General features: G+C 52.9%; 20 protein-coding genes. 7 read left to right on the top strand and 13 right to left on the bottom strand.

All coding sequences use genetic code 11. The annotated features are described in order from the left end of the window. Positions 1-3 precede the first annotated feature (3 nt). From LX66_RS26285 to LX66_RS26270, 4 genes are all read right to left on the bottom strand, one after another. Positions 4-657 (bottom strand): DUF4136 domain-containing protein, encoded by a 654-nt coding sequence (locus tag LX66_RS26285; RefSeq protein WP_244620519.1) that lies wholly within the window; start codon positions 655-657, stop codon positions 4-6. A gap of 343 nt (positions 658-1000) precedes the next feature. Then, positions 1001-1627 (bottom strand): HAD family hydrolase, encoded by a 627-nt coding sequence (locus LX66_RS26280; RefSeq protein WP_145719076.1) that lies wholly within the window; start codon positions 1625-1627, stop codon positions 1001-1003. 31 nt (positions 1628-1658) lie between these two features. Continuing rightward, a complete protein-coding gene (locus tag LX66_RS26275; RefSeq protein WP_244620518.1) occupies positions 1659-2918 on the bottom strand; it encodes a DUF2130 domain-containing protein in 1260 nt (419 codons plus the stop codon). 238 nt (positions 2919-3156) lie between these two features. Beyond that, on the bottom strand, positions 3157-3441 hold the full coding sequence (locus LX66_RS26270; RefSeq protein ID WP_145719071.1) for a hypothetical protein: 285 nt from the start codon (positions 3439-3441) through the stop codon (positions 3157-3159). A 150-nt stretch (positions 3442-3591) separates the two neighbouring features. Between LX66_RS26270 and LX66_RS26265 the strand changes: the two genes are divergently transcribed. The 3 genes from LX66_RS26265 (at position 3592) to LX66_RS26255 (ending at position 7180) form a co-directional block, all read left to right on the top strand. Beyond that, on the top strand, positions 3592-5655 hold the full coding sequence (locus LX66_RS26265; protein WP_145719069.1) for a tetratricopeptide repeat-containing sensor histidine kinase: 2064 nt from the start codon (positions 3592-3594) through the stop codon (positions 5653-5655). Next, entirely contained in the window at positions 5652-6407 is a 756-nt protein-coding gene (locus LX66_RS26260) for a LytR/AlgR family response regulator transcription factor (RefSeq protein ID WP_145719067.1), read from the top strand. The genes LX66_RS26265 and LX66_RS26260 overlap by 4 nt, the downstream gene beginning before the upstream one ends. 113 nt (positions 6408-6520) lie before the next feature. Then, positions 6521-7180: a hypothetical protein gene (locus LX66_RS26255; RefSeq protein ID WP_145719065.1), complete on the top strand. Its 660-nt coding sequence runs from the start codon at positions 6521-6523 to the stop codon at positions 7178-7180. Between the two features lie 175 nt (positions 7181-7355). Here the strand turns inward: LX66_RS26255 and LX66_RS26250 are convergent, their stop codons facing one another. From LX66_RS26250 to LX66_RS26225, 6 genes are all read right to left on the bottom strand, one after another. Further along, positions 7356-7541, bottom strand: a complete 186-nt coding sequence (locus LX66_RS26250; RefSeq protein WP_211366582.1) for a hypothetical protein — start codon at positions 7539-7541, stop codon at positions 7356-7358. Positions 7542-7544: 3 nt separating this feature from the next. Further along, complete coding sequence (locus LX66_RS26245; protein WP_145719064.1) at positions 7545-8708, bottom strand: PepSY-associated TM helix domain-containing protein; 1164 nt, start codon at positions 8706-8708, stop codon at positions 7545-7547. Positions 8709-8808: 100 nt separating this feature from the next. After that, the gene (locus tag LX66_RS26240; RefSeq protein ID WP_145719062.1) at positions 8809-9468 is read right to left on the bottom strand and encodes a response regulator transcription factor; all 660 of its coding nucleotides are present in this window, start codon (positions 9466-9468) and stop codon (positions 8809-8811) included. Next, positions 9461-10243 (bottom strand): sensor histidine kinase, encoded by a 783-nt coding sequence (locus LX66_RS26235; protein ID WP_158642770.1) that lies wholly within the window; start codon positions 10241-10243, stop codon positions 9461-9463. The genes LX66_RS26240 and LX66_RS26235 overlap by 8 nt, the downstream gene beginning before the upstream one ends. After that, positions 10219-10881: a hypothetical protein gene (locus LX66_RS26230; protein ID WP_145719059.1), complete on the bottom strand. Its 663-nt coding sequence runs from the start codon at positions 10879-10881 to the stop codon at positions 10219-10221. The genes LX66_RS26235 and LX66_RS26230 overlap by 25 nt, the downstream gene beginning before the upstream one ends. A 3-nt stretch (positions 10882-10884) precedes the next feature. Beyond that, a complete protein-coding gene (locus LX66_RS26225; protein ID WP_145719057.1) occupies positions 10885-11439 on the bottom strand; it encodes a hypothetical protein in 555 nt (184 codons plus the stop codon). 252 nt (positions 11440-11691) lie between these two features. Here LX66_RS26225 and LX66_RS26220 point away from each other — a divergent pair, with 252 nt between their 5' ends. The 4 genes from LX66_RS26220 to LX66_RS26205 are packed head-to-tail and all read left to right on the top strand — an operon-like array spanning position 11692 to position 15100. Then, the gene (locus tag LX66_RS26220) at positions 11692-12018 is read left to right on the top strand and encodes a hypothetical protein (RefSeq protein WP_145719055.1); all 327 of its coding nucleotides are present in this window, start codon (positions 11692-11694) and stop codon (positions 12016-12018) included. Between the two features lie 23 nt (positions 12019-12041). Next, the gene (locus tag LX66_RS26215; protein WP_145719054.1) at positions 12042-12956 is read left to right on the top strand and encodes a trypsin-like peptidase domain-containing protein; all 915 of its coding nucleotides are present in this window, start codon (positions 12042-12044) and stop codon (positions 12954-12956) included. A 3-nt stretch (positions 12957-12959) separates the two neighbouring features. Beyond that, positions 12960-14432, top strand: coding sequence for a hypothetical protein (locus LX66_RS26210; RefSeq protein WP_145719053.1), 1473 nt, complete (start codon positions 12960-12962; stop codon positions 14430-14432). A 56-nt stretch (positions 14433-14488) separates the two neighbouring features. Next, positions 14489-15100 (top strand): hypothetical protein, encoded by a 612-nt coding sequence (locus LX66_RS26205; RefSeq protein WP_145719052.1) that lies wholly within the window; start codon positions 14489-14491, stop codon positions 15098-15100. A 56-nt stretch (positions 15101-15156) separates the two neighbouring features. On the opposite strand, the gene LX66_RS26200 is transcribed toward LX66_RS26205, so the two are convergent. The 3 genes from LX66_RS26200 to LX66_RS26190 form a co-directional block, all read right to left on the bottom strand. After that, positions 15157-16482, bottom strand: a complete 1326-nt coding sequence (locus LX66_RS26200) for an alpha-L-fucosidase (protein WP_145719340.1) — start codon at positions 16480-16482, stop codon at positions 15157-15159. A 207-nt stretch (positions 16483-16689) separates the two neighbouring features. Continuing rightward, positions 16690-18681 carry a flavin monoamine oxidase family protein gene (locus LX66_RS26195; RefSeq protein ID WP_145719050.1) on the bottom strand — a complete coding sequence of 664 codons (1992 nt, stop codon included), beginning with the start codon at positions 18679-18681 and terminating at the stop codon, positions 16690-16692. A gap of 41 nt (positions 18682-18722) precedes the next feature. Further along, on the bottom strand, positions 18723-20441 hold the full coding sequence (locus LX66_RS26190; protein WP_145719048.1) for an alpha-keto acid decarboxylase family protein: 1719 nt from the start codon (positions 20439-20441) through the stop codon (positions 18723-18725). Positions 20442-20687: the final 246 nt, after the last annotated feature.

Here is a 20687-nt window from a genome sequence, read left to right as displayed (position 1 = left end):
TGCTTACTGCTGAAGGTAAGGTGACTGGTCAAATACGGCGGTGACCATACTGTTGATGTTGCTGCTGTTCCATACGCCGGCGCCTCTGAACATGGCGTTCCATATAGCATCGATCTGCTTGTCGGCATCTGCGTTCTTCAGGTCCAGCAGGTCAATGGATACCGCCCTTTCCTGGTAGTACACCGTGTAGTAGGTGGGGAAGTAGTAGCCGTAACCCGGGTAGCCCCAGTACCAGGGATCCCAGTAGCCGCCCCAGCCGGCCCAGTATCCCGGGTTGTAATAGGTGTTGGCGTAAGACTCATCAATACGGGTCAGGTTGATGGCCAGGTCCGGCTTGGCCGCCCTGTCTACCTCTGTGTAACCCCTGGCCTGCATGGCGGATTTAACGGCGTCTATCAGTTGCCGGTCATACTCCGTCAGCGCCCTTTTGGCGGTGTCCCCGTTGCTGGCCACGGCCACGGAGTCCACAATGCTGAAGGTATTATAGCTGGCGAAGTTGGCGGTCGTATCCCTGTTGGTTACGTAGATACGGGATTCCTCGTCGGTCATGTCGTTCAGCGGATCTTTGCTGCAACTGTTCAGCACCAGTACGGCGGCGCCTGCTACGGCCAGCATCATGCCCGTTTTTCTTACGAATTGAATCATACTCCGTTTCATTCGCACATATTTTTCTTTTTCGGAGGCCGCACGGAACCTCCCATTAATAGTTCCTTTCAGAGAAAAAATGTTTAAGCTCGGTTTCATATGCACACGTATTTAATTTGTTTACAGATCTTGTGTTTAAAGTGCTTCTTCTCCAGGTTTGTCGTACACTAAATATGCCAACGTAGTTACGCGTACAGGTCAATAGCTGAACATTATAACACTGATTAAGCATTTAACGTTCAACGCTTTAGAGGCCCCGTTGTTACAAAGGTTTATCGGGCAAATGTTAATGTTTACCTAAAATTTTGTTAAAGGATCGCTAACCACGGGCTTACATATGAAGGAATAAATGGAACTAACTTAACAGGGATTTTTCGGCCAATATTTGCCTTAATCCTGCCGGGGAGGTAAAATGATGGCTTTCTATACCGCAGGCTTCAGCGGCGGTTACGTTGCGGAGGTTATCGTCAATGAACAGGGCTTCGGCGGCATTTACGCCGTAGCGGTCCAGCAGCAGCTCATAGAAGCAGGCCTGCGGCTTGCGCATTTTTTCGCGGCCGGATACCAGGATGCCGTCAAACCACTGTAAAAAAGGATAGGATACCAGCGCAATGGGAAAGGTTTCGCTGGACCAGTTCGTTAGTGCGTATAATTTGTAGCGCTGGCTGTCCTTCAACTGTTGTAATATAGCAACACTTTCAGGGATGGGGCCTCCCAGCATTTCCTTCCAGCGCCCGTAGTAGGCGCGGATCTGTGCTTCATAGGAGGGATGCTGCTCCACCAGCAGTTCGGTGGCTTCCTGCAGGGTTCTGCCCGCATCCTGTTCTTCATTCCAGTCCGCGGTGCAGATATGCCCCAGGAAATGCTCCGTTTCTGCCGGTGTTGCAAATATCTTGTTGTAGAGATAGCGCGGGTTCCAGTCTATCAGCACGGCGCCCAGGTCAAATATGATGGTGGTATATTGCTTTTTACCGTTTTGCATGGATTAAAGATAGACAAATCTTATAAAATCCTTATTTGTCAAACAGGGGACCGTTATCGGAGGGGCCGGGCAGCAGCTCGTCCGCCGCATCTTCCAGCAGCTTCAGGTCTACGGAGTCGCTGCCGGCAATGCCTTCCACGGAGCCCTTGATATGTGCGGCATTCAGCAACACTTTTTCCAGTTGTTTTTCACGGGCCTTCCAGAGCTTTTCCATGGCTTCCCGCTCTTTCTGTATGGATAGCTTCATGGCCAGGAACCCTTCCCGGATGGCTTTCCACTGCTCGGCAAACTCGCTGCTGGTGAGGTAATTATAGAGCATATGCATTTTATCGCCTTTGTTCTCCTGGCTTTTCAGCGCGCCGGCAATCCTGATCACTCCGTCGCGCAGCACCAGGGCCAGCGCTTTTACCTCGGCAAAGGAGCAGATCCAGATACCATCGCGCTCGCCAAAGCGGTCCATGTCTTTGGGCATGGCCTGTGTTACCAGTATGGCTACGTCCGCACCCTGGCTGCGCATGTCGGCTTTCAGCTTTTCCACCCAGTCGCGGGAGAAATCCTTGGTGCGTTTGCTTTCATAGATGATCTTGCCGCATTCCTGGCCAAACTGGTTGCGGATGGTCTGTATGCAGTCCGCGCCCCGGATGCCTTTGCCTACTTCTGTGATGGTATCAAAGGGGAAGGCCTGTTGCAGCATTTCTTCCAGCACCAGTTCCTGGATCTCTCCCTGCAATTGGGTGGAGCCCTGTTCTGCGCGGCGTTTCATTTCTTCCGCCAGTTTGCGCTGGTCTTCCAGTTGTTTTTCCATTTCCCGCATGCGCAGTTGGAACTCCGTTTCCCGGAGCTGGCTGCGCTCGGCTTCCTCCTTGCGTATCACTTCAGTGAGCTGGTTGCGGGCTTCCAGCACTTTTTTGTGCATGGCTATTTCCATCTCTTCTTCCCGGTTGCGCAGCTCCTGTTCTTTTCGCAGGAATTCCAGCTCCTGCTGGCGGGCTGCTTTCAGGCGTTCTTCCTGTTCGTGGTTGGTCTGCTGCAGCATGCGTAGTTGGTTCTCGAAATCGGCCGCCATCTGCCGGCGTATATGCTCCGCCAGGGTTTCCTGCATTTTTTCCTTTTCCAGCAGCAGGCGTTTGCTCAGCTCCTCTTCCTGTGCCTGCCTTTGCTGCTCTACGAGCTGGCGCTGCTGGGCCAACTGTTGTTTTTCGGTCTGCAAAACATCCATCCGTTTGCGCCATTCCGACTCCAGTTTTCCCCGCATTTCTTTTTCAATGTCAGCAGCAAAAGCATCTTCCATCACAAACTGGTGTTTGCAATTGGGGCATGTAATTGATGTTCCCATAGTTCAAAAACAGAATAGTATTGATGTTGTGAAATATTACACAGGTAAAACTAATCCGGTGCCACGCACTGTATCGGCGTGGTGTAAAGGTAGGTAAAAACAAAAAAGGAAGGAGAACCTTCCCTTCCTGGTTAACATAGCAAAAAACAAACAAAAAGGGGCTCGGGACCGGAGGTAAAGGGCATAGGTCAGATTATTCTTCCTCCTGCTCTTCTTCCAGTTGAAACTCGCTGTCTTCTTCGTCGGCGGTTTCGGGCATATCGTACAGCAGTTCATCGGTCAGGATGAACAGCAGGGTAATGCTGCCATTCACAGCGTTGGCGCTCAGGTTTTCCCATTCTTCTATCATCCAGCCTTCTTCCAGCCACTGGTTTATTTCAGGTAACTCGTTTGCGAAGGAGGTGGAATGGCCGTTTTCCTGCTGACCGGCTTCCTGCAATCTTTCCAGGTCTATCGTAACGGTGATGACTTTTTGCATGGATCAGGGTTTTGTACCCCGAATATCGTGGTCGGGTGTTAGGGAGAGGTTAAGGGTGGATTAAGGAAATGTTAAGGATGGGGAGGGGGTATCCCCCCCTGCCCATTTTCCGTTTTTGTGTATCTTTAGCGGGAGCAAGTTCCCCTCCTTATGCCTTACCTGAGCTTTCTTTTGTGTTTGCTGATCAGCTTTTCCGGTGTATATGCACAGCAGGCGGTTACAGATTCCCTGGAAGGGCGGCTGCAGCAGCCCGGCCTGCCGGACAGCCAGCGCCTGGCATTGCTGACAGACCTTGCTTACTATTACGCATCCTCCCACCCCGCCACCGGCCTGCAGTATGCAGAGAAGGCCATCCGCCTGGCCTCGCAGCGGTATCAATTCCGGCCACTGGCCACCGCTTTCAACTATAAGGCACTGAACTACCAGCGCATGGGCCGCGATTCCCTGGCCATCACCTGGTATGAAAAAGCCATTGCCCTGGCCCGTAAAGGGAAATATGTCACCAGCGAGATAAGCGCTATGCACAACCTGTCCATCCTGTATTGCGACCGGGGCAACTACAGCCAGGCGCTGTCCATCCGGCAGCGGGTGAACACGTTGCTGGCCGGCCAGGATGACAAGCGGCGCCTGAGCCTCTCCCTGAACAGCACCGGCGCTATTTACCTGCAGTTGGCAGACTACCCGCGTGCGCTCCGTTATTTCCAGCAGGCCAGGCAGGCGGCGCCTGCGGCAGGCAATACTGCTGCGGCCTTAACCGCGCTGGAGAACATCGGGCTGGTGTACAAGAAAATGGGGCAGCCGGACAAGGCCCTGCAATATTACGGCGAAGCGCTGGAGGGCTACGGCCCGGAAGGGAGCAACATTGCCCGGAGCAACCTGCAGGCCAATATGGCCACCCTGTACGATGAGCAGGGCCGTCACAAGGAGGCGCTGTCGCTTTTCCGGCAGGCGCTGGCTACAGACCGGCAGGCAGGATACAGCCGGGGCATTGCCCGCAACCTCACCGGTATGGGCACCGCCTACAGCGCTATGCAGCAGTACGGCGCTGCTTTCAATTGCTTCAGGATGGCGGACAGCATCCTGCTGCAGGCGCCCGACGCCAATGCCCGGTGCGCCCTGTACGCCACCTGGGCGGCAGCGATTATGCATTGCCCCGATACTGCGCTGGCAGCAGCGGGATATAACAGGAACGGGCGTACGGAAGCCGCCTACGCGCTGGCCGGCAAGGCACTGGCTTATGCGAGGGACAGCCGTCTTAAAGAAAGAGAAATGCAGCTCACCGGCTTCCTGGCCGATATCCGGCAAGGCCAGCACCAGTACCGGCAGGCGCTGGAACTGCACCGGCAGTATGTACAGCTCAGGGATACCGTGCTGGGTGAGGACAGCAAGATCGCTTTCCTGAAACAGGAAATGCAGTTCGAGGCCGACAAAAAGGAGCTGCAGCACCAACTGGCCCTGCAGCAGCAAAAGAGCAGGCAGCACATCACGCTCGCGGCCGCTGCGCTGCTTTTGCTGGCAGGCGGCGGCGCTTTTTTCATCTACAAGAAAAGACGGGATTACCGGCAGGCCAGGTCAGAGCTGCTATTAAAAGCGGCTATCAGTGAGTCAGAAATGAAGGTGCTGCGCCTGCAGATGAACCCGCACTTTATTTTCAACAGCCTGAATGCCATCAGCCGGTACCTGCTGAACCACGACACCCGCCAGGCAGACTACTACCTGTCCAAGTTCGCCAGGCTGATGCGCAGCATCCTGGAGTTTTCCGGGGAAAAGCTGATCCCGCTGAAGGACGAGCTGGAAACCCTTTCCCTGTACGTGCAACTGGAGCAGATGCGCATGGTCCGCAAGTTTGATTATATTGTTGCGGTAGATCCGCAGTTGGCCACGGGCCATACCTTTATACCGCCGCTCATCTTCCAGCCTTTTGTGGAGAACAGTATCTGGCATGGCCTGTCCAGGTCTGCAACTGCCGGCTATGTACGCCTGCAGATAACAGCAAAGGGGGATGTCCTGTGCTGCTCTATCGAGGACAATGGCGCAGGCAGGCAGGTGAAGGAAAACCCGGGCCGGAGGTCATACGGCCTGCAGATCACCCGGGAGCGGCTCCGGCTGCTGAACAGTGAAAGGGAGAACGGGCATGCGGCCCTGCTGGTATATGACCTGGAACCAGGCGTGGGCGTACAGCTTACTTTACCTTTGATCACAGAAGAATCATGATACGGGCAGTTATTATAGATGATGAGATCCACGCAGCGGAGCGCCTGGCCGACCTGCTGGCGCATTACTGCGCCGCCGGGGTAACGCTTGCCGGCCATGCATTGGACGCAGCAGCCGGCCTGGCCCTGATCCGGGATACAAAGCCCGATCTCGTGTTGCTGGACATACACCTGGGCGCCGCCACCGGCTTTGAGCTGCTGGAGCAGTTCCCGGACCCTGATTTCTCGGTCATTTTTACCACGGCCTATGAGCAGCATGCGCTCCAGGCCATCCGGTTCAGCGCGCTGGATTACCTGCTGAAACCGGTAGATCCCGATGAGCTGGTGGCCGCTATCCAAAAGAAAACCAACCTGGCTGCCCGCGCTCCGCAAAAGGCTTCGCTGGAGCTGCTGTTCAGCAATATGCGCTTCCATAACCAGGGGCTGGCAAAGATCATGATCCCCACCATGCACGGCTTTGAGCTGGTCAATATACCGGATATCCTGCGCTGCCACAGCGATGTGAATTATACCACCATCCACCTGGTGAACGGCGACAGCTTCCTGGTAGCCAAAACCATCGGGGAGTTTGAGCACCTGCTGGCGTCCCATCACTTTTACCGCATCCACCAGTCCCACCTGGTCAATCTCAATTTCATAAGGCGCTACCATAAGGGCAAAGGGGGGATCGTGGTGCTGCAGAACGGGCTGGAGCTGCCCGTGGCGGCCCGCCGCAAGGAAGGATTCCTGCAGAAGGTACAGTCACTGCTGTAGCACGCCTATTGCTCCATTTGCAGCAATTAATCAATGAACGGTAACGCTTGATAAGTATGGCTTGTCCGCACCTGTAAATGTATGTTCCTTAGCAGTACACAATACATACAGTTATGGAAGAAATACAAGCCGTACGCTTTGACAGCAAAGAAGAAGTAAAGCGTTTTTACCGGGAAGATCTGCTGGATCTTATAAAAACGGTATTCCTGACCCCGGTGGAAGGCATACATGCCCTGTTCCTGAAACGCTCGGACCGCAGCTATTTCCATGCCCTGGTGCTGATAGTTTCCGCGGCCCTGGTGTGCATGTTCTTTACGTTCATCTCTATTCCTTCGGAGTTCAGGTCGTATCTGCCCTGGTTCTCTATCGTGATGAAAGGGGCTATCTTCAGCGGTGCTTTCCTGGTGGGGATCTCCTTATGTTCCTTTGGGATAAAGCTGCTGTCGGGGAAGCCCCATTTCCGGGATGAGCTGCTCACCGGCGGATTGTGCGCGGTACCGTTCTCCGCGCTGAACGTGCTGCTGTTCATCAGCGCCAAGCTGCTGCTGGGCAAGGAGGTGGTCAGCACCATCATGATGGGCGGCATCTCCTCCGTGATCCAGAAAGCCGGCCTGGTGATCCTGCTCATCCTCTATATCTACCTGCAGATGGTCAGTATCCTGATGCAGTCGCTCCGCGCCGGCGGCACCAACGAAACCCTGAGGTGGTACCTGTCCCCGCTGGGCATCATACTTTCGGGTTACCTGGCCGTGAAGATCGTGCAGCTATTTTAAAATAATAATTGCTCCGTTCACCAATGATTAACGAAAAGGGCGGATTTATTTGCTAGTTTTATTTCTCCGGAGAAAGCAATGTAATAATGGTTTTTGATTATAGAGAACGGCAGGTCAGTTGGTAGGTGGCCTGCCTTCTTGTTTTATTGCGTACCTGCTTTTGCTGCGTATTTCATCACGCCTTTACGGCCTGTTTCCTGAACAGGAAAATGACGATGGTAACAACGGGTATGCTTAATGTTATCCAGGAGAGCCAGTGCCAGATGCCGGTGCCCGTAAGCGCCGCCAGCAACCCGAAGATCGTTAGTGCCGCCATTACCAGGGGCCATCCCCAAAGTTGAAAGAAATTGCTTTTCATCATAAGCTAGTTTAAAAGTGCGGCCTGTGTAACAGCCTCGCTTTGCAATATCCGGTTGATCCTGGCTTCAGATGCTTTGCGGCGGGCAAACCACAGGTATAATCCGCTGATCAGCACCACGATCGTAGCGATATCAAACAGCGCCCACAGGATCTTCAGCGGCAATCCGCCGTAATCCCCGAAGTGAAGCGGCTCTGCAATGAACAGGGTATTTACATACCAGGGCATGCTGCGCATATCCGTCAGCGCCCCGCTCTGCGCATCTATCATGGCGGGTTTTACCAGCCGGGATGTTAAAGGCGTGGTACCTTTCATAAACACGGCATAGTGATGCTGGCTGGTAAAGGGAGTGCCGGGAAACGCCACCAGGCTGGGCTGCATACCCGGCGCTGCCGCACGCGAGGTCCGGATGGCGGATTCCAGTGAGCTAAGCTCGCCAGTGACCGGAGGTTTATCTTTATAGGGGGCTACCATTTCCGCCAGTTGCCCGGATTGCCACATCACCAGCATCACATCGGACAGGGTATTGATCACACCCGTGATCCCCACTACCAGCGCCCAGGCCAGTGTCACAATGCCCAGCAGGTTGTGCATATCCAGCCACCGCAGGCGCGTGGACCGGTCCCGGCGAATCATGCCGAAGTTGAACCGCCGCATGATGGGCCCGTACAACATCACCCCGGAAACAATGGCCGCTACGAACAACAATCCCATCAATCCCAGGAAGAGCTTGCCGATGATCCCGGCAAACATATCTGTATGCAATTTCAGCATAATGTACAGGAAGCCCTTGTCCGGCGGAGGCGCCTGTAATACTTTCGCCGTGCGGGCATCCAGCACTACCAGCTTGTACACGTCCGGGGGGGCATTCACGGAGTCGGCCATGTTTAATATCACCAGGTTGGGCTCCTCCTCGTCCCAGTAAACATACCTTACCACATCATTGGGCCGCTCTTGCTGACCTGCGCGGATAATATCATCCAGGCTGGCCGGCGGCGTGCTTTCCGGCATGGGCGGGGCGGTATGCGTTTTTCCCTGCAGTTCCTCTATTTCATGGTAGAACACCAGCGGCAGGCCGGTCAGGCACAGCATCAGGAGGAAGAGGGTACAAATGAGGCTGGTCCACTTGTGGACCACGAACCAGCGTTTTACGTTCTTTACGTTTGCCATATACTTCCTGTCAGAAATCGGGTGAAAGTAAACCACCGGCCTTTAGGTTGTTTACGAGATAGGGAAAATGTTTTACGCAAAGAGGAAAAAGGCGGTTGCCTCAGATCACCACCAGGTTGTGTTTTACCGCATATAACACCAGCCCCACCCGGGTAGATACATTCAGTTTCCTGAACAGCGCTTCGCGGTACCCATCCACTGTTCTTTCGCTTACAAACATCTCTTTGGCGATCTCCTGGTAACTCTTTTCACTGCAGGCCCTCCGGATAAATTCCAGCTCCCGTTGCGACAGTTTCACCAATGCATGCAGGGGGGAGTTTTCATTGACGAGCTGACTGATGGACTGCATCACTTTCCTGGTCACCAGGTCGTTAAAAAAGAAGCCGCGCGAGCACACTTCGTCAAACGCCAGTTTCAGCTCCTCCGGTTCGGCGTCTTTCAGGATGTATCCTTTGGCGCCATGGCGGATCATTTTGATGATAGCGATCTCCGATTCCATGGTGCTAAGGGCCAGTACATGAATGTCCGGCTGGTGCTGGCGCAGCCATTCGGCCGCCTCATACCCGTCCATGCGGGGCATGGTCACATCCAGGAGGATAATATCCGGCAGGCGCTGGTACTTCAGCCGTTCTATCATTTCACGGCCGTCGGAGGCTTGAAACAATACTTCATAACGGGGGAAAAGATTGACCAGCGCCGCCAGTCCTTTCCTGAACATCGTGTGATCGTCCACAATGGCGATATATCTTGTGTCAGGCATATGGTACAATTATGTGAATGGATGTTCCTTCCTCAGGGCTGCTGCTGATAGTGGCCGTACCGCCGATCAGGCGTGCCCTGTTGAGAATGTTCTGCAGGCCCAGTCCGTCCTTCTTTTCAATTTCCTGGTCTACATTAAAACCGGCGCCGTTATCATGCACGGTGACCTGCAGCGTTTCCGGCTGGTATTGCAGGTCAATGACCACCTGTGTGGCCCTGGCATGTTTCAGGATGTTCTGCAGCGCTTCCTGGATCATCCGGAACAGCAGCAATTTTGACTGCTGGTTAACGGGTCGCTCCCCGGAGCCGATGTTAAAAACGATGTCTACCCCGGCGCGCTGCATCCGTCGCACTTCCTCCCGGATATTATCCGTGAGGGCAAACGCCTGTACCCGGTCGCTGCTCAGGCTTTTGGCAAGGCTCCGCAGGGCGGTGAATGCGCTGCCGATGGTCTCTTTCACGGCTTTCAGGTCTTCCCGGCCACGGGCGGACTGTTGTTCAATGATGTTGAGCTGCACCTTTGCAAAGCTGAGCAACTGCCCTACATTATCGTGTATCTCCTGGCTGATGTCGTTAAATATCTCTTCCTGGATCTCCAGCTTCGACTGTAACAACTGTTTTTCAAAAGCATCCTGTATTTGCTGCTTTTCACGCGCCATCTGCAGCTTCTTGTTGTTATACGACCAGATCATCACCAGGAAGAGGATGCCGATGAACAACAGTACCACTGTAATGGCGATAATGATAACGACTATCTGGATCTGGGTATCTTGCATAAAATAAAAGCGTAACTGTAAGCCAGGTATAACATGATATTGGGAACCGGCATGATAGCCTTGTACAAACTTTTTTTCCATAACATCACCCGGTGATCCTGCAGGTATTGCTGCAGGCCCAGGATCACCAGCGTGATCAGGGCGAAAAGCAGGAGCCCGGCATTGATCCAGAAATAAGGATCTTTCCACAGGCTCGCTCCCGCTTCCTCCCGCAGGGCCAGCCGCAGCAGGGTAAAGCAGGAGAGCACAATGGTGACGATCTGGATCAATATTAAAGAAAAAGTATTAAAAACGGCGGGGCCCTGCAGGAACAGGTAATTCAGCAGGATCACCAGCATGCACAGGAAAGCGATCACGGTAAAGGTAGGCCGCTCATTGTTGCGCAGTTGCAGCATGGCGCCCATCAGGTATAACCGCATCGGGGTTTCCAGCAGGAGGTTCAGGTTATAGATCGCGTGGTTGGATAACCAGGGTATCCAACCCAGCAGCTTGTAATTGGTGCCGGCGATCTCGATCAGGTTAACCACCACCAGCATGGGCAGGAACGGGGAAAGCTTGTATTGAATGAGCCCCCTGTAGCACAGGATGGCCAGCAGGAGGCTCAGCAGTTGGGCGTATTGGTATAAATGTAATTGCATGGGTCAGGGCTCTAATCCGCCTAGATTGTAAGCCTTGCCTCCGTTGAGGACGGCCTTGGCGGGGTCTTTGAAAAAGGGGATGATGAAAGTGGTGATGCGGTTCCGCCTGGCTTCGATGGAGGCCGGCGCACTGGCGAAGTAGATGCCCAGGAAAGTATCCGTATAGATACCGTTGGCCAGCTTGAAGTGTACAACATCCTGCTCAGCCGGGCCGTAATACTGCTCCAGTATCCATTCCTTCAGTTTAAAACCATTGAACTTTACGAAATGGGTAATGTCCAGCCGGTCGTTGACCGTAACGGGCGGGATAAAAATATCCGATGGATGGAGGATCCCCCGTTTCTTCATTTCGGCATTGTAACAATCGATACATTCCATGGCATCTGCAATCTCGACTTCCCGGCCCTCGTCATCATCCGTAAGGTGATTGAATAGCTTGTCAAAGGCCTCGTCCCGCTCAGGGGCGGATAAAGCTTTAACCCTGGCTTTTGCGGACGGTTGCAGACCTTTGTCCTGGTAGATCACATCGGGGCTGGTAATTGTGGTTTTGTTTTCCATGATGAAACAATTTGAGGTTAAAGTTGAAATGACGGGGTCAAGTTAAGCAAGGGAAAGGAACCGGGAAACTGCGCGTTTTTTCTCCTTCAGCTCAACTGCCTGGTATTCATATGTATGTAAAAAAGCAAAGGGATAAAAAACGGGAGATCTGCCGGAGTACCCCGTAAAAACACCCCCCGTAAAAACAGCCTTTCTCCCGTTGTGATCGCCTGGTAGCCATGGTAGCTTTGTGATGTTCAAAATCCCAAAGCCATGAGCAGAAAAATACAAACTTTCCAGCAATTTAAGGACGAGCTGGAGCAAAATTCCGATCTCCAGGTCGAATTCAGGGAAGATCCCCTTAAAGCCGTTCAGCAGTTCGAGCAAAGGATCATCGATGACAAATGGGTGTATCGTATAGTGGTCACAGTGCTCGGTGCTATCATCCTGCTGATCGTTACCGGCGTTATTATTTTACTGTCCAGGGACGGCACCGCCGCTACGGATGCCGATAAACTGGTACCCACCATTTTTACAGCCATCGGCTCCGGTGCCATCGGCGCACTGGCCGGGCTGCTGGCCCCGGCGCCCCAGCGCTGAGCATCGCCTAAACCCCAACTGCCATGAAAAAGCAAATACAAACCGAGCTGCACGCCATCCAGGGCCACATCAACAGGAATTTTAGGCGCTGGTTCAAACGGTATCCCAACCTGGAAGGTGTGCATGTAGGTCCTAAAAAGGTAAAGGGCGCCACGCTACCGGCTTGCTATGCCATTGTGTTCCATGTAAGCAGGAAAAAGCAGCGGCCGGGAAAGCCGGTGCCAAAGTTCCTGCGGGTAAAAAAGGGAGACCAGGATTATATGAAAGTACCTACAGACGTGATCCAAACCGGCAAAATGAAGCTTGCCGGCATTAAGATCGGGGAACGGACTAAAAATCAGCATTCCTCCCTGGTCGGCACCATTTCATTTTACTTCTCCACCCCCAATGGCGTTTATCTCGGCTCCAACATGCACGTGCTGGCCCCGCAACTGCTGCGCAGCGGCCAGGTATTTTATGATGCCCGGAAAGGCGATCCCCCGCAATCCATCCGGTTATTCAACGACGTGATCGCATCTACCGCCCGGCTTACCGTGGCCGTTTTTAATGGGATAGATTTCGGTTTTGCCAAAGTGGATAACCCCCAGGTGCCGGAAGTGATTGAGAGGATCATTAAAGAGGTAGGCGCTGTAAAAGGAGTATTCGGGCTAACGCGCGCCAATGTGCACACGGCTCAGCTCTCCTTCTACGGCATCTCCTCCGGGCGCAGACCTTGTGCGGTAACCGAGCTGGGAGCAGTGAAAAACACGAATCTTCAGCACATTTTTCTAACGAACCTGATCAAATTGAGCCGGTGCACGCTGGACGGCGATTCCGGGGCGCCGGTGTTCGATCAGCAAAACAGGCTGGTGGGCGTAATAATAGGCCGGGACGATGATGCCAGCTACGCCCTCCATATAAGCGATATCACCCGTTTCTTCCAATCCTCAAATCTTTAAATCATGAAACATATTTTTTCTCTTTTACTCCTGCTGTCCCCGGTGTTCCTATACAGCCAAACCTTTAAAATAAGGATTGGCGGTGCAGCCGGCCAGGAGCTGGATATCAGCGCCATACCGGCCACCCTTACCTTCCCGAACGGGATCGGGAGCTTTGAAATCAAAAAAGAGCCGGCGGATAATCCCGCACAGTCATTCCGGGTAGTTGCAGGCAATACTACTTTGACATTCCCGACTGACGGCGACTTTCATCCACTGTCTTTCCCCGCTGACATCCGGGAGATTGATATTACGATCAATGATGCGGCTGGTGCGGTAACAGCAGGGCCGTTCCGGTTGCATAAAAGTCCTGAAGATACAGGCGGCGGCGCCGATGGTGAGGTAAAGATCGACATGCCCACGGATAAAACCGCCACGGAGTATTTGGTGAATACGCTCTTTAAGGACCAGATCTATGATACAGAAGACGTGGGACTGAAGCTGCTGTTAACAAGCAGGAATTCCAGGAGAACATCCCGGTATATGGGACATCAGTATATTCACCTGTTCTTTGATCAGCACGGAAATAGCCTGATCCGTTCCATCCCGCTTGGAGTGGGTAAAGATAATTACGTGGTGCACGTGGTATACCTGGTGCCCAAAGAAAACCCGCTCCGTATCGAGTATAGGGCCGTTCAGAACACGGCGGATATAGAAGAAGGGACCGTTATCCGGGGAGATGGCGACCTGCAGAACAGTTTACGGTTGCAGCACCTGGATCCCGATAAGAAAACTGTGACCCTGGAATGGGCGCATACGGAAACCTTGTTTACCCCTTCCAGCTTTGATATTAATTTCGATATTGTCAGGAATGCCTTCCAGCTAAAAGGGGAGAGCCTGGAAGTTACCAGCCCGGTGGTAGTGGCTTCCAAAGTGATCAAGGTGAAGAAGATCTATCATGGCAGCATAGATGTAGGCGTATTAAAGACCAGCCTTGAAAATCCTACATTTATGCTGACCGCATCCGATGCAGATCCCAACCTGCAGGTGATCAAAAGAACGAATAGCGGCTCCCGGGTGCTGGCGTCGGCCATGTATACCTTTTACCTTTCCCCGGTGGTGCTGATCGAAAAGCTGCTGATGCCGGAGAAAGTAAGGAACTATAAGCTGGAAGGAAGGAGCTTTGCAGATGACCATAAGATATACGAACGTATCTATCCAACGGTTGGTATTGGCTTGAATGACCGGCTCCTGGATAATATATTCCTGGGCGGGAAATGGGAGTTCATCCGGGGTGGATCGGTGTTCCTGGGCTACCACTGGGGCAAGGTGAATACGCTGGAAACGGAGCCGGGATTTGAATTTGAGAAAACGGAGGTATCACAGGCTGCCTTTGACCTGAAAACGAACATGCAATGGAAGGGCGCATTTTGTTTCGGGCTGAACCTGGATGTGCGGATCATAGCCAACCTGTTCCAGGCAACAGCGGCCCGGTAAGGGAAAAGACATATATTTGTTCATCACCGTTTTCTTAACCTCAAACCTATACGCATATGAAAATAAGCGAAAGCTTTATGATCGTTCCCCTCCTGGCGGGCATACTGTTGACGGCCTGTACCAGCAATAAGGCAAACTTTACCGAAGCGCAGGTAAAGCGCTTAAACGACTCCATACAGTCCCTCCATAAGCAAATCGACAAATTAATGATCCTGGACAATTTGTTCAATTCAAAAGACTCATTGGCTGGCGATGAGGATGGAAGGGAAGTAGAAGTGAAAAATGCGAACCTGTGCATTAACTTCTATCCAACGGAAATGGGCAAACATGGCCTCCGGGCACAGGCGGGTACCATTCCTTCATTAATTGTCAGGCGGGCGCGAAAAATAACAACAGCAGAAAACTTCCAGGGAAGAGGCCTTTTGGACTGGCTGATAAAAACAGTGGACACATATGATCCCCAAGGCAAAGGTGAGCATATCCGGATCAAGCTTGTTTTCGGGATCTATACACCGGAATTTTTGGCGAATGAACAGGTCGGGAATGAGCTAAGCAGGAAAAAAATTGACCGGGTGGGCGTATTCCTGGTGCCGTATAGTAAAGCAACCAACAAGCCGCTCGTTGCCGGGGACGGGAAAGTATATGACCTTGGGGGATTGGACCCCTGAGTAGGATGGCTATATCAAAAGGCTGCCTGATACAGGGCAGCCTTTTGAATAATAATTTACTTCAATCCTCCTTTCCCGCGGTACAGTTCCAGGGGCCCGTCCAGTTGCACTTCCAGCACGGTCATGTACGCATCCTGCACCTTTTCCGGCACCTGTATGTATACCAGTCCCGGCACCGGGCTCCAGGAGATCTTACCTACAATTTTGTAGGGGCAGGATTGCCCGCTCCCGATCTCCCTGACATGTTTGATACTATTCTTTAACCCCTTGATCATCACATCGCCCCGTATGCCTGCAGGAAGGAACAAATACAGCGTGGAAGAATCCTTCGAGAGGGTGGAAGGACCATAGAAATGTCCCTGTGGCAGGCCGCCCAGCGTATTGAAAATAGCTTTGGCGTACTTTTTATTCCATTTGCCCAGTTCCTGCAGCACCTGCACTGCCTGTGCGGGAATGGTGCCGTCTTCTTTAGGGCCGATGTCCAGGAGCAGGTTGCCGCCGTTGCTGACCACATCGGCAAAAATGGTGATGATCTCGTAAGGCGTTTTCCAGTGGTTGTCCTTTGGCTGGTACCCCCAGTTGTCATTGATGGTCATGCAGAGTTCCCACCAGTCAAATGCCGGCCGTGTTACGGGAAAGTTCTGCTCCGGGGTTTCATAATCGCCGTACCCCTGCAGGCGGCCGTTAATGATGGCCTGCGGGTTATCGTCCAGGATCTGTTGCCGCAGGGCAGGGGCCCGCCACTCTTCCGCGCTGTGCTCCCAATCGCCGTCAAACCACCAGAGGTCGGGATGGAAAGCCTGGCTGATCTCCTGTACCTGCGCAAAGTTAAACTGCAGGAAACGCGCCCAGCGGGCAGTGTCTGCAGCTATTGTATAACGGTTGCTGTCCTTGGTAAAAGCCGGGTAGTCGCGATGGCTCCAGTCCAGTAGCGAAAAATATGCGCCCCGCCGGATACCGTATTTATCCAGCGCTTTATAGAATGGCCGGAGCAGGTCTTTGCCGGCAGGCGTATTTTTTACTACGCTGTAATGGTTTTGCCCGGTATTCCACAGGGCTACCCCGTCGTGGTGCTTGGTGGTGATCACGGCATAGCGGGCGCCGCTCTCTTTGATCAGCGCTGCCCAACGGTCTGCATCATACTTTGAGGCGGTAAAGCCTTTGCATTGCTGCATGTAATCTGCATAAGGCAATTGCTTGTTGTGAAAGCTCCAGCTTTCTCCCACGCCATCTACGGCATAGATTCCCCAGTGAATGAAGATGCCCAGCTTGGCATCGGCAAACCATTGCATCTTGCTACGGATGGAATCAGGCGTTATTTTGGATTGTCCCTGTGCATAGGCTGTAAAGCCCATCAGTAAAGCGATATAAATGTATTTCATGCTATTATAGATGACGGTGAAAGCATGCTCATCACCTGCTCTGAAGCGGCGCATCCACTCATGCTCATTATGTTCAAGACTGTTCAAAAATGCAACGTGGCTGGTAAAGTTTTTGGCTGAATAGCAGTTGGTTCGTTCACCAAATATAATTTTTATTGAAATAAAAGGCCGCCTCTTTTTTGAGACGGCCTTTTATTTGTGCGTTGCTTATCTGCAGGGACAGATAAACGGGTAATCTTTATCATCAATGATCGGCGGAATGCCAAAGAAATCGTTCAGCACAGACTCCGCAGTACAGTAAGCACCCTCTACCCAGGCCTGATCGTTGGAATAGGCTTCGCCCACAATGAAAATGTCGGCGTCTGCGCCGTCGATCAGTTGCGAAGGTTTCCGGATCTTCTGCTGGACATCGCAAACATCGTAATGCCCTGCGTAAGCATGGTAACCTGCATTGAACGGTGGCAGGGACCAGTCCATATATCTTGTTTCCAGGGGCTCTGGCACTACGGAATAATCTGCCTGGGGTCCAAAGTGTACGGCAGCCAGTTGCTGGCGCAGCATCTTTATCATTATTTCCGGCGCTTTACGCGGCCCCTCCAGGGGTTGATAATTTTCCGAGATAGGCCTTTCGCGTTGCCGGTTAGGTCCCAGTTCCAGCTCCTGCCAGAAGGTAGTGAATTGTTCATCGTCATAGCTGGCCAGCAGGCCGTATACCGGTTGGCCGCTTTGATCCAGCGCATTGTTCCCGAAATACACCACCTGGCGGATGGGCATATCTGTTACGCTTGGGCCGATGGTGTTACGCTCGGCTGCTATCAGCAACTGTTCCTCCTGTACTACGGTCAGGCGCGCTTGTATGCAGGTTTCAACGGCCCTGATAAAGTCAGCAGTCTTCGCGTAGGGCGTTTCCAGGATATGGGGATCATTGCTGATAGCTGTAATGTAGCCGGCGGGGAAACCCTTTTGCTGCAATTGTTCCAGCACATCGCTGGTCACTTCGTAACTGTTGATCTGTGCCGGGTAGGTAGGCGGGTTTTCCGCATTGTCCGCCCACCAGGGCCGGTCAAAGAACATCCCCACTTTATAGGAGGGCTGCAGCACGGCTGACTCCAGGTAGAGCTGCACTTTCCGGTGATTCAGCACATCCAGTCCATCGTGGGTCTTATACCGGGTGGCCTGCGCTACCAGCTCTAAGGAATGACGGGGCATGGCCAGCCAGGCAGCGGCTGTTGTACCGGCGCCGGATTCCTTGTCGGGATTTTCGCGGGTGGCAATGGTGTAGCGGATCACTTTGTCGATCACCAGGATGGAATGCAGGCGCGTATCCGGGTAGTATTTGAATACGATTCCTTTTTCTTCTGCCAGCGCTACAATGGCGTCAAAAAGGGCGTTGAACATGCAGGAATACCCATGGGTAAGCGTGCGGTATTCTGTGCCGGGCGTAAATTCGTTATTGGCCTGGAAAGCAACCGCCGAGTTCCAGTTAATGACATTGGAAGTGTAGCCGTTGCCGTCGGCAGTGTATTTATATCCTTCCGAGCCCAGTTGGTCAAACATCAGGTTCCAATAACCGATATCCTTGAGATGATCTCCTTTTTTGAAAACGGAGGACTCCGGCAATTCCACTTTGATCTTGCCGTGCCGGTAGAAGTCGCACCACTGGAGCCTCGTCTGGGGGCCGGAATCGGCTGTTACCGACAGGCTCTCCACGATGTTAAAGCCTGTATCCGGCGAGGCCGCCGCGCCGAAGTTCTTTACATTGTAAGGTGCCGGGTTGGAGGATGATATCTCGTTCAGGTACATATTCTTTGTGCGCAGGTAGAACAGGGGATTGGTGGATTCATTGAAGGGAACGGAGTATCTTTTAAGGTCCAGTTTGTCAATGACCGTGGTTACCAGGCGGTGACCGCCGCCATTGGGCGAGCCATCCCAATAGGAATAGCGCATGCCACCCAGTTCGAGGTAGGATTTTGAGGTGTCGTTCTGGTAATGCCAGGTGCAGACGCGGGCGCCGGCAGCGCGGGTGCCCGGGTACGCTTTCGAGAAATCATACTTGCCCCAGTCATACAACTCCAGGGTATCGCCCTGCATGAGCTGCCTGCCTGTAGTTTGTTCTGTGTTGTTCAGGCTGTCCAGTAAACGCCATGCAGTATAAAGCCCTGCAGCGCCGGCTCCGAAAATAGAATACTTCTTTTCCATTAGAATAGTGATTTGAGGGTATGTGTTTGAATAAAAGTGGTTTAGCTTTCTGTTCCAAGGCGGTACATCTGGCGGGGAAGGTCTTTTTCAGGGATCACCACTTCCACCAATGCGGGTTGATTGGTGAGGGCTATTATTTGCGGCAATGCGGCGTTCAGCTCGTCAATGGTGGTCACACGGAAACCGGCCGCGCCATAGGCCTGGGCAAGGGCCAGGTAATCCCATTTCGGGAGAATATCAAAGGCATTGAAGGTATGCTCCGGGCCTGGCTCAAAAGAGGTGATATTCACATATACCTGCTCAATGGCGTAAACAGTGTTGCTCATCACAAAGATCACGGCGTTCAGTTTATTCCTGGCGAGGGTGGAAAGCGACTGGCATAGCATCATGAAGCCGCCGTCGCCGGCTACTGTCCAGGCGCGTTTGCCGCTGCCTAACTGCGCGCCGGAAGCCGCGCCGGTCTCGTAACCGATGATCTGCCAGGCGGCGGAGGCGAGGAAGCTGTTTTGGGATAGGCCATAGGCATTGGTGGCTACGTACATGGCGGAGCTTATGCCAAAGGTCATAACGATCTGGTCCAGCAGGTTTTGCTGTTGCAGGAACTGCATGGAGTGCTGGAAGAAACGGTTGTAGGTAATGGTTTGGGGGCTGGCATCCCACCAGGGGTCCGAGTTAGACAGCCAGGGCTCCGGGTACCTGGGTTGGGGAGGCGCCGTTACCTCCAGTGGGTAAGTGTTCATTTTTTTGAAACGTATCAGCAGGGCATCCATAAAGTCCTCCATCGTCACCTCCTGGTAGATAAAGTAGCCTGCCCGTATCTGTTCCGTAGTGGCCAGCACCATATCCGCATATTTGTTTTCGACGAACCATATGTAATCGTCGGTAATGATGGCGCCCAGGGTAAGGATACAATCTGACTTTTCTACCAGGTTGCGTACGCTGTCGATGGAAGCGGCGTCGGAGTAGGTACCGATGAATTTGTCGCCTCCTTCGTCCAGCACGGTTTTACCCAGCGAGGTGGTGGTGTAGAGAAAGCCGCTCGCGTCAATGATGTCCTGCAGCAGGCCGGATAAGCCATGGCGGAGCACTTCCACCCCTGCAAAGATCAGCGGGTGCTTTGCAGCCGTAATCTGTGACCAGGCCTGGTTCACTGCATTCTCCAGGGCCAGCGGATCGCTGCTGCGCTTCAGCGGCTTTAGCACCTTGTCGGGTGGCGGCAGGCAGGGTTCGCCCCATACCTCTTCGTAGCACTCAATGTACACCGGCCTTTTATGGGTAATGGCGGCAATGAGCAGGTTGTCAATCTTCTCTGCCGCGCCGGCGGAGGTGCTGAGTGTTTCCGTTGCTACCGTTACATGCGCAAATACTTCCTGGTCGCAACGGAGGTTGCCGGTGGAGTGATGGTACAGCACATCGTACATCTTGGTGATCCGGCGGTCGTCAGCACCCGGTGTGGCGCTGATCACCACTACAGGGCTGCGCTCTACGTAGGCGCCGGCAATCGCATTAAGGGCGCTGAAGGTGCTGACCCCATATTGCAGGGACACCGCTGCCAAGCCCCTGGTGCGCCCGTAGGCATCGGCTGCATAGCCGGCGTCCAGCTCATTAATACAGCCAATGGTTGTAATGCCATCGAAATATTCAAGGGCCTGGGTAAAGTTTTTTACGTAATCGCCGGGGATCTGGAAAACCTCCGTGACATTGAGCTGTTTTAGCCGTGTAAGCAAATAATCTGCAACGGTAAAGGCTTGCTTTTGCATGTGTATTGGTTTATGTGATTGAGGGAATACAGGGGAGTGACCATTTTATGATGGGGGAAAAGTATTATTTCCATAGGATGTATGGTAGTGGTGCATTCTTCGGTTTCATGTGGACAAATCCCGGGGCTTCTGTCTATCTAAGTGAAGATAGCATTTTTTTGGGCATTTGCCGTATAATGTCGTTATCCCGGGATAAAGAATTCTTTTTCGTAAAATATTTATTGTTTTACAATAAATATTTTCCTA

Source organism: Chitinophaga japonensis (assembly GCF_007830125.1).
In the GTDB taxonomy this organism is placed as follows: Bacteria; Bacteroidota; Bacteroidia; order Chitinophagales; family Chitinophagaceae; genus Chitinophaga; species Chitinophaga japonensis.
This window is presented reverse-complemented; position numbering and strand designations above follow the sequence as displayed.

What these genes read in the sequence shown, in the direction of transcription:
- LX66_RS26285 (WP_244620519.1), bottom strand. Translation starts at nt 657, where the DNA reads ATGAAACGGAGTATGATTCAATTCGTAAGAAAAACGGGCATGATGCTG.
- LX66_RS26280 (WP_145719076.1), bottom strand. Translation starts at nt 1,627, where the DNA reads ATGCAAAACGGTAAAAAGCAATATACCACCATCATATTTGACCTGGGC.
- LX66_RS26275 (WP_244620518.1), bottom strand. Translation starts at nt 2,918, where the DNA reads ATGGAAGATGCTTTTGCTGCTGACATTGAAAAAGAAATGCGGGGAAAA.
- LX66_RS26270 (WP_145719071.1), bottom strand. Translation starts at nt 3,441, where the DNA reads ATGCAAAAAGTCATCACCGTTACGATAGACCTGGAAAGATTGCAGGAA.
- LX66_RS26265 (WP_145719069.1), top strand. Translation starts at nt 3,592, where the DNA reads ATGCCTTACCTGAGCTTTCTTTTGTGTTTGCTGATCAGCTTTTCCGGT.
- LX66_RS26260 (WP_145719067.1), top strand. Translation starts at nt 5,652, where the DNA reads ATGATACGGGCAGTTATTATAGATGATGAGATCCACGCAGCGGAGCGC.
- LX66_RS26255 (WP_145719065.1), top strand. Translation starts at nt 6,521, where the DNA reads ATGGAAGAAATACAAGCCGTACGCTTTGACAGCAAAGAAGAAGTAAAG.
- LX66_RS26250 (WP_211366582.1), bottom strand. Translation starts at nt 7,541, where the DNA reads ATGATGAAAAGCAATTTCTTTCAACTTTGGGGATGGCCCCTGGTAATG.
- LX66_RS26245 (WP_145719064.1), bottom strand. Translation starts at nt 8,708, where the DNA reads ATGGCAAACGTAAAGAACGTAAAACGCTGGTTCGTGGTCCACAAGTGG.
- LX66_RS26240 (WP_145719062.1), bottom strand. Translation starts at nt 9,468, where the DNA reads ATGCCTGACACAAGATATATCGCCATTGTGGACGATCACACGATGTTC.
- LX66_RS26235 (WP_158642770.1), bottom strand. Translation starts at nt 10,243, where the DNA reads ATGCAAGATACCCAGATCCAGATAGTCGTTATCATTATCGCCATTACA.
- LX66_RS26230 (WP_145719059.1), bottom strand. Translation starts at nt 10,881, where the DNA reads ATGCAATTACATTTATACCAATACGCCCAACTGCTGAGCCTCCTGCTG.
- LX66_RS26225 (WP_145719057.1), bottom strand. Translation starts at nt 11,439, where the DNA reads ATGGAAAACAAAACCACAATTACCAGCCCCGATGTGATCTACCAGGAC.
- LX66_RS26220 (WP_145719055.1), top strand. Translation starts at nt 11,692, where the DNA reads ATGAGCAGAAAAATACAAACTTTCCAGCAATTTAAGGACGAGCTGGAG.
- LX66_RS26215 (WP_145719054.1), top strand. Translation starts at nt 12,042, where the DNA reads ATGAAAAAGCAAATACAAACCGAGCTGCACGCCATCCAGGGCCACATC.
- LX66_RS26210 (WP_145719053.1), top strand. Translation starts at nt 12,960, where the DNA reads ATGAAACATATTTTTTCTCTTTTACTCCTGCTGTCCCCGGTGTTCCTA.
- LX66_RS26205 (WP_145719052.1), top strand. Translation starts at nt 14,489, where the DNA reads ATGAAAATAAGCGAAAGCTTTATGATCGTTCCCCTCCTGGCGGGCATA.
- LX66_RS26200 (WP_145719340.1), bottom strand. Translation starts at nt 16,482, where the DNA reads ATGAAATACATTTATATCGCTTTACTGATGGGCTTTACAGCCTATGCA.
- LX66_RS26195 (WP_145719050.1), bottom strand. Translation starts at nt 18,681, where the DNA reads ATGGAAAAGAAGTATTCTATTTTCGGAGCCGGCGCTGCAGGGCTTTAT.
- LX66_RS26190 (WP_145719048.1), bottom strand. Translation starts at nt 20,441, where the DNA reads ATGCAAAAGCAAGCCTTTACCGTTGCAGATTATTTGCTTACACGGCTA.